Here is a 13,224-nt window from a genome sequence, read left to right as displayed (position 1 = left end):
TTGTCTTTTTAGTCTGGTGATTGCCTTCTCTTATTCTTCCACTTCACCGACCAATCCGATAAGGTCAAAATACATCAGTCGGGTCCTCAGTTTCGTGTCTTTGTCAAATCCCGTATTCTCCGCTTCCTGACTTTCCGTTGAAAACAGAAATGTGAAGCCGTTCTTTAGATAATACCCCAATGGGATTTCTTCATTATAGGCATCCACGATAAGGAAACGGCATCCGGTCTTGTTACCTGTGTCGATAAACCATGATTTGATAAACTCCATCAGTTCGCTTCCAATCCCACGGTGGGCAAATTCCACATTGATGCCCAACCGTCCAATCAGGACACCGGGATAACGGCGCATCTGTTTGGAATAAGGAATGCTTTTCTGCACTTTTTTCTCCCGGCTGTTGGGCAGCATATCTACACGGATGCTGTCATTCGACAGCGTAAAGGCACACACTATCACGGATGGGTCCTCGTCCAGCCTGAAGCAGTAACTCTTTCCCAGCATCTGCCTGCTGTAAAGCGGGGCATCATGCTGAAAGAACTCGTCCAGGTCTGCATTTCCGCATGAAAAAGGACTGCAATCTGCAATGACTTTTTCGTCCAATGGAGAGAAACTGCATTTATCTAACAGGAATCCCATACTTACAACATATTGGCTTTTTTCAATATGGCACGGGCTATTTTCACCTGCTTGCTGAAATCTGTTTTCTCCTTCTTTTGGTAAGCCTTGTCCGCTTCCTTCACGAAACGTTCGGCTTCTTTCCCTTTCAGCGTAGGAATTGCTTTGATTTCTAATGCCATGACTTGTTAATGATTTGGTTCTCTGCTGCAAAGATAAGAATTTTTCGGCAAATCCCTTTTTCGGATGCCTGTTTTTCTGACGAACGGCTTTACCGCCTCTTCCGTTCCGCCTCCTCGTCCCGCATCATCCTGCGGTTCAGCCGTTCCGCCGCTCTGTCAAAGAAATACGTCCGGCTCTCGTTCTTCCGCCGCTTGATGTCCGCATAGGTGTTGTAGCACTGGTTCTCCTTTATCTCCACACCGAACATGCGGCAGAATCTCGCCAGCAGCTCCTTGATGCCCGTTTCCCCTCCGTTGATGAGCTTCATCTCGTCCAGACCGTAAATCAGTTCCACCAGCTCGGCCGTGCTTCCCGTCCACTGCATCGCAGCGGCTTCGTCCTGCCTTTGGTTTGTCTTTTCGCCTCCGTCAAAGGCTCCGCCCCGATGCAGCCGTACCTGGTAATACTTCAGCATCTTGCGCACGAACGACAGCGCCTTTCTCACATACATGCTGCGGCTGGAGTCCGTCTCCTGCATGGCATCGTGATATTGCAGTTCCGTTTCCGCATAGCTCAGTGCGAAAACAGTCCGGCAGACACTTTCCCTTTCCTTGCACAGGGACACTACTGTGGTCGTGAACTCGTTGTATGCGGTTCCCAGTCCGGTAGAGCCGGGGTTGTCTATCAGACGGAAGAAGTCTGTTTCTGTCAATATGAGGTGTTCCATTTTCTTTCAGTTTTATGTTATTACACTTGGTTTGAAGTGTGCGCACATAAAACTATGGGACAAATAGCGGTCCTGCGGGAGTGTTTTTCTTTAAGTATGGATATATCACACTGATATTCAACGAAATATTTGCTGAAAATATTTTTTGGAGCTTTTCCCAACGCCTCATTTTTTGTTCAGAATCTGAACGTACGTTCACTTTTTGAACGTTCCGGGCGTTCATTTTCCGAACGTCACCACCCGTTGGCGGGGTGTTTTCCGTCCGTAGGCTATCCGTACCATTCCGTCCTTCCATTGTCTGCTTCCCGTGCATGTCCATTCGCTTTCGGGCAGCGACGACTGGAACAGCCTGCTGCCGTTTCCCGCAATGACGGGAACCATGTAGAGGATAATTTCATCCACAAGCCGCATCCGTATCATGCCGTTGATGATACCTGCCGTCTTTTCGGTTGCTTCTATCAGATAGTTCAGGGAATCGCCGGTGTTTTCCATCCGGCTGGAGAGGAGTGTAAGCGACGTATCTTCTGTCAGGACGCAGGTAGCAGCCTCTTTCAGCGCACCTATCCCGTACTGGTCGGAACCAAGCCATCGCCCGGACAGACCGGTTGTTTCTGCCGGACAGCCGTCCATCGTCAGGACGGCAAGTAATCGGACTTTTGCCATAGCGGTCATTCTGTTGCGACCGGAAGCCGTAAAATAAAAAATAGCGTGCAATACACGTTATCTCTAATGGAGGCTCTGGTAAAGCCAATCGGGAAATATACGCGAATGCACGCTATGCCAAGGCATAGCATAAGCATCACGCAATCGCTCCCGATGTCGAAATTTACCAGATTTCCATTAGAACGCCTTGCGGTCTTATTCTATACTATATCTTAATCGGTACGGGAAACCGTGTTTCTCCGTACCGTTTTTCTACTATGTTCATGCAAAGATAGGATTTTCAGTCGAGATTTTCTCATTTTTCGCTCTTTTTCTGCATGATACCGTATTCTTTCATCTTGTTGTACAGGGTCGTGCGGCTGATACCCAGCAGTCCGGCAGTCATTTCGCGGTTCCCGTCCGCCTGTGCCAGTGCCCGCACGATGCGTTCCCTTTCCTCATTCCCGTCTTTCAGCAGCAGGGAGCTGCCTGCCTGTGCCGTACTTTCCGCTTCCAGCCTGTCAGCGCCTATCAGCCTTCCTTCCGTCAGCAGGACGGCGGAACGCACCGTCTGTTTCAGCTCCCTCACATTTCCTGCCCACATCCGCCTCATGAGTTCCTTTTCCGCCTCCTTGTCGAATCCTTCCGTATGCCGTCCCAGTTCCTCGTTGGCAAGCTCCCGGAAAAACTCCGCAAGGGGCAGTATGTCCTCCCGGCACTCCCGCAGCGGCGGTATCTTGATGACAAACTCCTTCAGGCGGTGATACAGGTCCCGCCGAAAACGTCCTTCCTCCACTGCCTTCTCCAGATTCTCGTTGGTCGCCGCCACGATGCGTACGTCCGCTTTCCGCTCGCGGGTGCAGCCCGTCGGACGGTAGCATTTGGTCTGCAGCGCACGCAGCAGTTTCTGCTGTACCTCAGCGGGCAGGTTGCCCACCTCGTCCAGAAACAGCGTGCCGCCGTCAGCCTCCGCCATGCAGCCCTTCTTTCCGGTTATGGCTCCCGTAAATGCGCCTTTCTCGTATCCGAACAGCTCGGATGCCGCCAGCTCCCGTGTCAGCATACCGCAGTCTATCGCGACAAACGGACCTTTCTGCCGGGTACTCTGCGCATGTATCTTTTCTGCTACGTGTTCCTTGCCCGTGCCGTTCTCTCCAAGTATCAGCACACCTATGTCCGTCGGGGCTACCAGTGAAATACGCCGGTCGATGGTCCGGAATGCGGCACTTCTGCGCTCCAGTATGGGCATGATATGCCTTCTTTCCGATTTGCGTACCAGCTCACTTATCCTCGGAAGCAGCTTTTCCTGCAGCAGGGTCTTGGGGATATAGTCCTCGGCTCCCAGCCTCATGGAGCTGACAGCCGACGCGACCTGCGCATAGTCGGTCATGATGACAAACGGGTTTCTGATACCCGCTTCCCGCATCCGCTCCAGCACTTCCGTACATTCCCCGTCGGGCAGACGCAGGTCCGACACGATGATGTCCCCATCGTCCAGTTCCTCCAGCAGCCTCCGTGCCCCGGCACAGTCGTATGCCGTGCGGGTCTTGTAGCCTGCCTTCTCCAGCATTCCGCAGACATGGTCGCGGAATACCGGGTTGTCCTCTATCACTATTATTCTTCCCATACCGTTTTCTCCATTTCCTTTCGGGCGAGCCGGATAATCGTTTCGCCCTGACCGGTTACCTTGCCGGCATACTCCCTGATTTCTTCTGCCGTCCCATTTCCGTGGAGCACGTCATACAGCTCCTGCAGCGGTCCTTCGGCATGTATCAGCATCCACGAGCTGCGGATATGGTGTATCCAGTAGTCCAGCCTGTCCCTGTCACACCTTTCCGCTTCCTCCCGTATGGCGGCCATTTCCTTCTCCGTTTCCCTGACCAGACATTCCAGCCTCTGCCTCTTGTCGCCGTATGCGAACAGCGGGCCGAGGTCTATGCGTGGGGTGCTGTCCTCGCCGATGCATTCTTCCGCGGCTGTCAGCAGTTCGTCGATGGAGAACGGCTTGTACAGCACCGAGCCGAAGCCCGCACCTGCCAGCTCCTCTTTCGTGATGCTTTTCGAGCCGGTCACCACCATCACGGGGATGGTGCGTGAGTTGCCTATGTCCGACATGCGGAGCAGTTCCAGCACCTCGTAGCCGCTTGCGTCCTGCATCTTCAGGTCCGTGGTCAGCAGGTCATAGTGTCCCTCGCGCAGCTTCTCCGCCATTTCCCCCGTGCTCGTGCAGGTGTCGCAGTGCACTCCGTTCTGCACGAATATGTCGTGTATCATCCCCAGTATGATGCTGTCGTTGTCCAGCGACAACACCGAACATCCGCCCAGTCTTGTCCGCCTCGCTGCTGCCTTGCGGTCTGTCTCTCCGGCTTTCTCCGCCTGGGGCAGCGGCAGCACCACGCTGAAGCGGCTGCCCGTGTTCCGTATGTTCTCCACCGATATACTGCCCTTCATCAGTTCCGCAAGGCTTTTCACTATCGACAGTCCCAGTCCGAAGCCGTCCTGCGTGGCGGCATTGCTCAGCCGCTCGAACGGCTTGAATATCTGTTCCCGTTTGTCCTTGTCTATTCCTCCTCCGGTATCTTCCACCGCAAGCGTGAATTTCCCTCCGGCATACAGGGCGGTCAGTGTCACGCCCCCGCGTTCCGTAAACTTCAGTGCGTTCGACAGCAGGTTGCTGCCGATACGCAGTATCAGGTTCCTGTCGCCCATGACCACCTCGTCAGCGGCGTTGTTCACCCTGAACTCCAGCCGTTTCTCTTCCATCCGTGCGGCAAACTCCGTTTCCAGTGTTTCCGCCACTCCCGCCAGTCTGAACGGCTTCACCCTGACGGTCTCCTTTCCGTTGTCTATGCGGTAGTAGTCCAGCAGGTTCTCCATCAGTGCCCCCATACGCTCCGCCGACTGCCGTATATACTCCGCGTGCAGCGCCGTTGCCTCCCGGTTCCCGTCCTTCAGTATCAGTTCCGCATTGCCGCGGATGGCGGTCAGCGGTGAGCGCAGGTCGTGCGTCACCGTCTGCATGATGTTCTGTCTGCTTTTTATCAACTCTTCATTCTCCCGGACCGACCTGCGCAGGGTCTCTATCAGTTCCTCCCGCTGTTTCCTGTCTCTGGTGCGGCGGCGGATGTCCCTATGGACTACCACATACAGCAGCACCGCACACAGGACACCTGCCGCCGATATGCCGCATATCAGTACGAATGCCGTTTCTCTCAGTTCCGCCACCCGCATGTGCCTTTCTTCCATGCGTTCCGTCTCGTCCTGTCCGATTTCCCGTATCAGCCTCGAAAGGTTCCGGTTCAGTATGCTGTTGCGTATTTTCAGTGAGTCCGACAGATGGGAGAATGCCTGTTCCTGCTCTGCCAGTGCCGTACGCATCTCTTCCTCAAACCGCCGCATCTCCGCAATGTGCCGGGTGTTGGGTGTCGTGCTCACCCGTGTGGTCGTGCGTGCCGGTTCTTCTTTCTTTTTCTTGCGGAACAGGCCGAACAGTCCGCCCCGTTTCTTTTCCTCTTCCGGTTCGGTGCGTTCCGTCACTGTCGTTGTCCGTACCGATGCCGTCTGCTCCAGTCCGGGCAGGTGGCGTTCCAGCAGGCTGTCCATGCGGTACGCCGTGGTCGGCATATCCACCATCCGCTCGATCAGCCTGCGTTTCTCGTGCAGCAGCCTTACTACCGTGTCTATCCTTGCCGTCTGTGCCGGCTCTCCGTAGTAGCCTTTCAGCCGGTCTATCACCTCCATCGTGTGCGATTCCCGCCGGTCGTATGTATCCATGTCCGAGTCGTCCCACAGCATTGCGCGGTCATTGTCCAGAAACAGTGTGATCAGTCCCCGGTATGCTTCGCTGGCGGCAGCACGCTGCATGAGCAGGCTGCGTTCCTCTGCCTCCGCCTGCTCGAATACCTGCTTTTCGTACCATACAGCCGTGATGATGCCCAGTACGAGCAGTCCCAGTATGAGATAGCCCGACAGGATTTTCAGGTGGAGGGATTCCTTCCATCTTGAAAATGTATTGTTGTTCATGTATTTTCGGATTGTTTTTTAGGCGGTAAGTTAGTGGAACCTTCCCGAAGGGATGTTCCAGATCCTGATAAAAATCAGTGCGCGTTTTTATTGGTTCCAGAAATCCATCCTGCGCTTCTCCCATTTCTCATGTCCTATGGCTTTCAGTTCGCACGGACTCATTCCGGTCTGCTTCTGGCAGAAGTCCGCAAAATTGCTTGCCGAGCCGAAGGCGTTGCGCTCGGCTACTTCCTTCAGCGGCAGTTCCACCCGGTATTCCATGTCCTCCTCTATGCGCCTTATCCGCTCCCGGCGCAGCCACTCCGATGGCCCCATACCGTAGTATGTTTTGAACTTGCGCCGCATCAGCGAATAGCCCATGCCGCACAGTCCGGCAAGTTCTTCCGCCACGAATGTGCGGTGGCTGTAGTGGTTCACTGTCATGCGGAATACCGCCTTGTCCAGTTCCGGCAGCCTGCTCTCGGCGTATGCCATATCCTTTTCCTCTATGCGGAAAATCTTGCCATACAGCTTGTTGCGTCTTTCCCTGAAGAAATAGTCGCATACCCTGTTTGTCATCTCGTTCGTACGTGCATGGCCTTTCAGTGTATGCAGCACGTCGCATAGCACCAGCATTTCCCGTGTCCGGTATTTCCGTTCCCATGCATCCGTCAGTTCATTGCACATGTAGCAGATCACTTCATACTCGCGTGAGCGGCACAGCATGAGCATCCATGCCCTGAAATCCCTGTCCCTTGCCGACGGTGCTTCCTTATCCTTCCGCAGTGCGCTCACTGCCGTCAGCATCAGTTCCGTGTCATTGCCGTACTCCGCCAGCCGTATTCTCATCTTCGGCAGCGAGTGCCGTTCCTTCACCGACTTCCGTATGCTCTCCGCCAGTTCTTCCATCCGTTCCCTGCACACTTTTGCCCTGTATGCCTCCGCAAGCACCGCTTCTGTAATTCTCAGCTTCATCTTTCTCTGTTTTAATGGTTTATAATGGTTCTCCGGCAAAAGTAGCGTGGAGTCGCTGGACTATTGTTCCAAATCCTGACAAAAATCAATGCACGGTTTTATTGTATTGTAGAAATGGGATGTATGTTCTTATAAGTGAAATACAGTTTTTTCTGGTAGGATTATAGATTGGGACTGATAAAGTAATACCATACTCCGGTAAAATAGAGCAGGTCTCCTGCAATCAGTGCTGTAAGCCGTTGCTTGAATTTCAGGTCATACTTTTCCTCCTTCAGCCTTCTCAGTTCCCTGAACATATCGCTGAAGTCAACAGGGGTCCAGCTTAGCAAGTGGACAGGCAGTAGAACAATGATACCTGGAAGACGCCTCATTTCATAGGACATATAAAATGGGGCGAACAGGAACATCGGTATCAGTTCCCACCACCGGTAACTGACATTCCTGTTCTTCTCTCTTTTCTTGTCGAGCCGTGCCTGTTCCGCAAGGGCGGCGGCATCCAGCCTTCTCATGAAGGCTTCCTCTTTCTCTTCCATGATGTCGGCTATCACCTTGTCTTCTACACCGCGCCGGTACAGTTCCTCTTTCGCCTGCCTGACTTGCTTATCCGAATATTCTCCGGTAACATTGTTGGCTATCATCAGCAACTCATTGGTATCGTATTCCTTGATTTTCATTGTTATCTAATTTAATCTGTTTCACTTTTTTCCCTCAGTTTCATACATTGACTTAGGGAACAAGACTGAATATCAATATATTGACTTTTTTTGATGAGCAGTTATTCTATAAATAAGCTTTTGAGTAATATATAGTAAGTTGCAAATTGTATAATTATGGAAATCAAATAGATACTATAATATTGCACATATTTTTTCTCTTTGTCAAATTGCTTGAAATACTTTCTGTACTTGTCGTTCTTAAATAAAAAACATTTATTGATATAATACATAAATAAGCCTATGGCTATCCATAATGGGAGAAAAAATAAACCATTGGGATTAAAAGCAATTATCAATAAGTTTTTTATTTTTAAAGACTGAATTCCAATAAGGCATATAACAGCAATTATCCAAAGACTAATATGACACACGGAAACGGTAGCATAATCTGCAACCCAAAGAATTACACCTTTATGGGCTGCATCAGCCTCTATCTTTTTACTAATCGATATAATACGATTAATATAATTATTATTCCATTTCTTCAACCTAATCCAATACAATGGATTAATAAGTCTGTACAAAAAATAGAATAGTATTTTATATGTACAATAATAAATCACATTATAGTATTTCTCCATTAAATCTTTCATTCCATTAACTTTATATGTATAAGATATGTTGTAATTTATCTGAACTGATAAAGTAACAGCATCAGAATAAGCCCTACTGTTGGTACTATATAGCGGAGGCTTAACACCGCCTTGTCTGAATATTTGGTATTGTATCTGTTGTTTTGATATTTTTCCACTAAAGCGTTTATTCTTTTTTTGTTGTAATGTAGATAGATGATAGGCCAGGGCAGAAAACAGCCGATTATCCCTATTATTATTCTTGCTCTCCCGGATGTACTGGGTAAAAAGAAATCTCCCGTAAAAAGGAACGACAATATCAGCGCAGCAAACAAATAAACCATTGTAACAACTTCAGCCAATACACATGTTGCCCCAAAACGAGGAAATTCCTCATTCTTGATGGAAATCAGATAATACCTGTAAAACAGGTAATCAATAATCTTTTTCATAAGCTGTTGTTTCTAAATCTTGATTTATTTTTGTCAGTAATAAGTTGGTGAGCAACAGTGTTCTGCTGTTGGCTTTACCATGTTAGCGGATTTTTATATTTAATCTCTTAAACATCAAATCATTTTTAGATGAAATAATATTTTACACATCAATATGCATATAAAGAATATTAATATAGGAGACAAATATATTATCCATGCAGGAATTATCTTATTCCATATATTGCCTTTGTATTTCAAAAGTATAGCGGTAGTCCTTTTACGATTGTATCGAATAAAAAATGCAATAGGGAAAAAAATTCCTAACCCCACAAATATTCCTTTCACCTGAATGGGGGTAAAGTTGTCTAATAACCAATCATAATTCAGTACTTTGTTAAAGAAAAGACCTAAAAAGCCAAACAGTATTATACAAATCATCCCTAAAAAGAGACAGGAACTGATACGTGCAGGTTCATTATGTCTCCGATAACCAACATACAACCGATAATACAGATAATCAAAAAAATAATACCTGTATTTCTTACCCTCTCGTATCAAGTTATTTAACTCAAAACGACTTATCGTCTCTTTTCTTTTTTTCATTTTCAATATTATTGTTACTAATGGTTCAGCAGGGAACTGCTTGTCCGTTATCCTGCGTTGTTAGTGAAATATTCTTTCTGTTATTATTTTGTCAGAATAAACCTTAAAGTTATACAAAGACAAGCTATAGACATACTATAAGATAGTATATACCATATAAATAGTTTCCAAAATTTCTGTTTCCTGAATTTCTTAAAATAAGAAACATATTTATCGTTCTTATCTATAAAAACATGATAAGTAAAATATATCATTATACAAAGAATAATTATTAGTAATCCCAATACCATTTTATTATTGAAAAAATCATATACTCCTATACCTGTTTTTAGGGCTATAGCATCCAGTATAGTAAGTAAGATAATCAGTATTGTAAATGAGTTAATGCAAATAAATAAAATAATTCCTGTGTCTGCCATGCTAAGAATTTTAAACGGAGGTCTCTTTTTATTTTCTGAAGACCACATCAAATTATTATATATCTGTTTAACGCTGTTTACATATTCCCAGTAACCATTGCTTTTGCAGAACTTTCGTGTACATGTATTGTCCAGTATAGAGAGGAGAAGCCAATCAATACCTTTTTGTACCTTATGAAAAATCATATAATTACAATAGTATAGCATATTAAAAAACAATTCTATCCGTTTCATCTTAATATGTTTTCGCTAATGGTTTGGTGAGAAACAGCGTTAGCTGTTATCTCAACCTTGTTATGAACTTATTTTATTATAAAAGATTAATATGGCATATAAAATTTATCTGCCATAAACAGCAATACAATTAGAATAATAAACGGTAATATTAAAAATAGAATAGCCCATATATTGGAATATTTCTTATACGATTCGTCCTCTCGAATTTTCAAATACCGTCGTTTATAATGATAATAGATATACAGAATAATCCATATAAGAGGAAAGGCAAGCAGAAAAAGTGGTCCCGGATTAACACTTGTAGCTGCCCAATATATCAAAGCTATATCTACTCCGTAAAACATAATTACAATACTTAACACATCTGGGACATGCCAAGAATCTGAATGTCGGATTAAGTATTCTGTCTTATACCATAAATATCCTAATATTCTATGTATCATATATTGCTACTGTTCATAATGGCTAAGCGGGAAACGCTGTAAGCGTTATCACGCTTTGTTATAAACTCAATTTACTTTGCATGATTGGCTTTTATTTACCCACCATTCCTGTTCTTCCACTTCACGAGCCTTTTGTATCTCGTCCGTTGTCAGATTCTCATTGTGATAGGCATTATATAGATTTTCCCAACCATTCTTACGATATTTCGGTGATACAACCCATTCTCCTGCATCATTAAACAGGCAGAAGTTTGCTGGAGTATCTGGTATGATTTCATCTGCCCAGGAACAGACTTTTGTCAGCCCCTTTGCGGATTTCCACTTACCCCGATATTCAGATAAGTTCAATTTCAGTTCTGATATTTCATTTAGTCCTTTCTCTATTTGTTGTCCTCTCATCCGATACCCTTGTTTGAAAGAACCGGAGAATGTACCGCAATATCGTTTATCTCCGTATTCCTCAAACGAGTAATGCCCGTATATGAAACCGTCCACTTCCGTATATTCACTTTTTATTATTTGAGAACAGGAAGAAATGCTATCTATACAAACCTTTCCCTTAAACGGACATATTACGGACAATCGGGTACGACTGATACCCATTATCTCATATTCTCTACTATCCATTTTCCGAGCATCGGTAATATGAATGTCAATTCGGCTACAATCTTCTCCTAATATGCCAATCATGCTTGAATTGTCAAACAAGCCAGAAAGGTCTTGCTGCAAAATATCCGCTTTGTGATTTTGTGGATAGGCTACTCCACAAAACCAAAAGAGTAAAAAGATACTGATATGGTATATTTTCTGTTTCATATTTTGCATTACTGTTTATAATGATTTGGTGAGGAACAGCCTTAAGCTGTTATCTCGACCTTGTTATAAACTGAATTACATAGGTGCTTCTTTTTCGTATATCGGGTAAACAATAAGCGTGTCTTTAGTTACAACTTGCCCATTTTCATTTCGTTTCAAGAGCACATTTCCTGTAAATGTCATGTTATCAATCTTAAATTCTTTTATTTCATAATCCAACTGGTTTAACTCACTATAAGAGTCAGAGCTGTCAAAAAGCCCTACATATTTCTCTAAGATTCCACTTTTTTTATATATACTTTTTTGTTCGTAATAATCACGTCCTCCATATCTATATTGACGGATTATATATTGATTGTTTTCAGCTACAGCAGTGTCAAAGTTGAATAGAAACCACCATAATGGAGGAAAAATGACGAATGGAAATATATATACTCCAAAATAAATGCGCATACAGACTTTGCTCCATGTAGGTAGTTTTTTAGGAACACAGAACATCAGAACGAAAGGAGTAAGGAAAAACAATAACCGAAGAATATCACCAATATTCCAGCGTAACCGGTCACAATTACCTATTAAATTCAAAGTTATCAATCCTATTATTCCAGATAATAGATGAATACAGAGAATGATATAAAAGAATTTGGATTTCGTCATATTTCAATCAATACTGTTTATAATGGTTTGGTGAGCAACAGCGTTTAGCTGTTATCTCGACCTTGTTAACATTCTATTTTTATTCTCATCAAATTATGGTATTTCCAAATTCATCTTCTTCATATATGCAGTATCTAATTCAGCTCCTTTCCAGTTTATGTCAGGAGGGAACTGTTCCCAACCGGCTTTGGGTGGTGCAAGTACCCATTTAGGAACAATAATACTTAAGACCTTTGCATTGCCATGAAATACCGCTGAAAACATTATCAATACATGTGTATGAGAAATATCTGTGTTATTAAATTTTCCTGTTGTTGCAACATGTTTAATACTATCAACATAATAAATAAATCCTTTTTCTTTATTCGAACTCGAATTGACAATAACCCCTTCTTTATAATAAGTTCCGATTGTATAACGAATATTATCGTCATTAAAATAATAGAACTTATCCATGAAGTAGACTACCGGCAATTGTAATAAAACACAAATGCAAATAATCCTAAGTATCCATTTTTTCTTTTTAGAGAGATTAATTTCCATAAATTTGATGACTCGTATTGCCCAATTGATGTTAATGGTTCAGCAGGAAACGGCTTGCCGTTATCCTGCATTATTAGTGATATTCTTACTTATATTCAATTTCCATACTATTATCTTGGTAATACTTGCAATTAGCAAGCATAGTCCCAAAGAAAAAAGACCTACAAAGTAGAATGTCATTATGAAAATAGAGAAGATATAGCTTAATACACCGCTCAGAGTTATAGGTTCAGTACTAAACACATGAATTCCACGACAAGATAAAATGATAATTGGAATACTGCAACAAATAGTCAAACCCACATGAAATAGAAATGCGGTAAACAGACCACACAATAAATACTTACTATAAGAAAATGGGCGTATCCAACACCATGCAATCCAGCTTGCAAACAATGCAGAGCAGCCTGCGCAGATATAAGAGCCCATAACTCCAAAAAGATGATTATAAGTATCAATCGGAATTGCTGTACTCATAAACACCCACGTAGTCAGTACTGTTAAACTAATATATATAATTTTCGCTATATCCATATCATACACATTTATCACTAATGGTTTGGTGAGCAACAGCGTTTAGCTGTTATCTCGACCTTGTTAACATTCTATTTTTATTCTCATCAAATTATGGTATTTCCAAATTCATCTTCTTCATATATGC

General features: G+C 44.6%; 13 protein-coding genes. All 13 read right to left on the bottom strand.

From position 1 onward, the window contains the following. Positions 1-30: 30 nt before the first annotated feature. Entirely contained in the window at positions 31-636 is a 606-nt protein-coding gene (locus tag B5F78_RS01935) for a GNAT family N-acetyltransferase (protein ID WP_087405814.1), read from the bottom strand. 2 nt (positions 637-638) lie between these two features. After that, a complete protein-coding gene (locus B5F78_RS17515) occupies positions 639-797 on the bottom strand; it encodes a hypothetical protein (RefSeq protein WP_164470529.1) in 159 nt (52 codons plus the stop codon). An 89-nt stretch (positions 798-886) separates the two neighbouring features. Next, the gene (locus B5F78_RS01930) at positions 887-1,504 is read right to left on the bottom strand and encodes an RteC domain-containing protein (RefSeq protein ID WP_087405813.1); all 618 of its coding nucleotides are present in this window, start codon (positions 1,502-1,504) and stop codon (positions 887-889) included. A 219-nt stretch (positions 1,505-1,723) separates the two neighbouring features. Continuing rightward, the gene (locus B5F78_RS01925; protein WP_239473399.1) at positions 1,724-2,167 is read right to left on the bottom strand and encodes a dihydrofolate reductase family protein; all 444 of its coding nucleotides are present in this window, start codon (positions 2,165-2,167) and stop codon (positions 1,724-1,726) included. A gap of 295 nt (positions 2,168-2,462) precedes the next feature. After that, on the bottom strand, positions 2,463-3,773 hold the full coding sequence (locus tag B5F78_RS01920; RefSeq protein WP_087405811.1) for a sigma-54-dependent transcriptional regulator: 1,311 nt from the start codon (positions 3,771-3,773) through the stop codon (positions 2,463-2,465). Continuing rightward, positions 3,761-6,169, bottom strand: a complete 2,409-nt coding sequence (locus tag B5F78_RS01915) for a hybrid sensor histidine kinase/response regulator (RefSeq protein WP_087405810.1) — start codon at positions 6,167-6,169, stop codon at positions 3,761-3,763. Before B5F78_RS01915 ends, B5F78_RS01920 begins: the two co-directional genes overlap by 13 nt. 87 nt (positions 6,170-6,256) lie before the next feature. Beyond that, positions 6,257-7,123, bottom strand: coding sequence for a helix-turn-helix domain-containing protein (locus B5F78_RS01910; protein WP_087405809.1), 867 nt, complete (start codon positions 7,121-7,123; stop codon positions 6,257-6,259). A 161-nt stretch (positions 7,124-7,284) separates the two neighbouring features. Beyond that, positions 7,285-7,797: a transcription initiation factor IID gene (locus B5F78_RS01905; RefSeq protein WP_087405808.1), complete on the bottom strand. Its 513-nt coding sequence runs from the start codon at positions 7,795-7,797 to the stop codon at positions 7,285-7,287. A 670-nt stretch (positions 7,798-8,467) separates the two neighbouring features. Continuing rightward, complete coding sequence (locus B5F78_RS01895) at positions 8,468-8,863, bottom strand: sodium transporter (protein ID WP_087405806.1); 396 nt, start codon at positions 8,861-8,863, stop codon at positions 8,468-8,470. 1,750 nt (positions 8,864-10,613) lie between these two features. Then, positions 10,614-11,363, bottom strand: coding sequence for a hypothetical protein (locus B5F78_RS01875; RefSeq protein ID WP_013616528.1), 750 nt, complete (start codon positions 11,361-11,363; stop codon positions 10,614-10,616). A gap of 75 nt (positions 11,364-11,438) precedes the next feature. Continuing rightward, on the bottom strand, positions 11,439-12,020 hold the full coding sequence (locus B5F78_RS01870; RefSeq protein ID WP_025893088.1) for a hypothetical protein: 582 nt from the start codon (positions 12,018-12,020) through the stop codon (positions 11,439-11,441). A 93-nt stretch (positions 12,021-12,113) separates the two neighbouring features. Beyond that, a complete protein-coding gene (locus B5F78_RS01865) occupies positions 12,114-12,563 on the bottom strand; it encodes a hypothetical protein (RefSeq protein WP_140399989.1) in 450 nt (149 codons plus the stop codon). Positions 12,564-12,623: 60 nt separating this feature from the next. Continuing rightward, positions 12,624-13,097: a hypothetical protein gene (locus B5F78_RS01860; RefSeq protein ID WP_087405852.1), complete on the bottom strand. Its 474-nt coding sequence runs from the start codon at positions 13,095-13,097 to the stop codon at positions 12,624-12,626. Positions 13,098-13,224: the final 127 nt, after the last annotated feature.

Origin of the sequence: Bacteroides sp. An279 (assembly GCF_002159615.1) — a bacterium.
GTDB classification, from domain to species: domain Bacteria; phylum Bacteroidota; class Bacteroidia; order Bacteroidales; family Bacteroidaceae; genus Phocaeicola; species Phocaeicola intestinalis.
The sequence above is the reverse complement of the archived record's forward strand: the minus strand, read 5'-3'. Positions and strand labels throughout refer to the sequence as shown.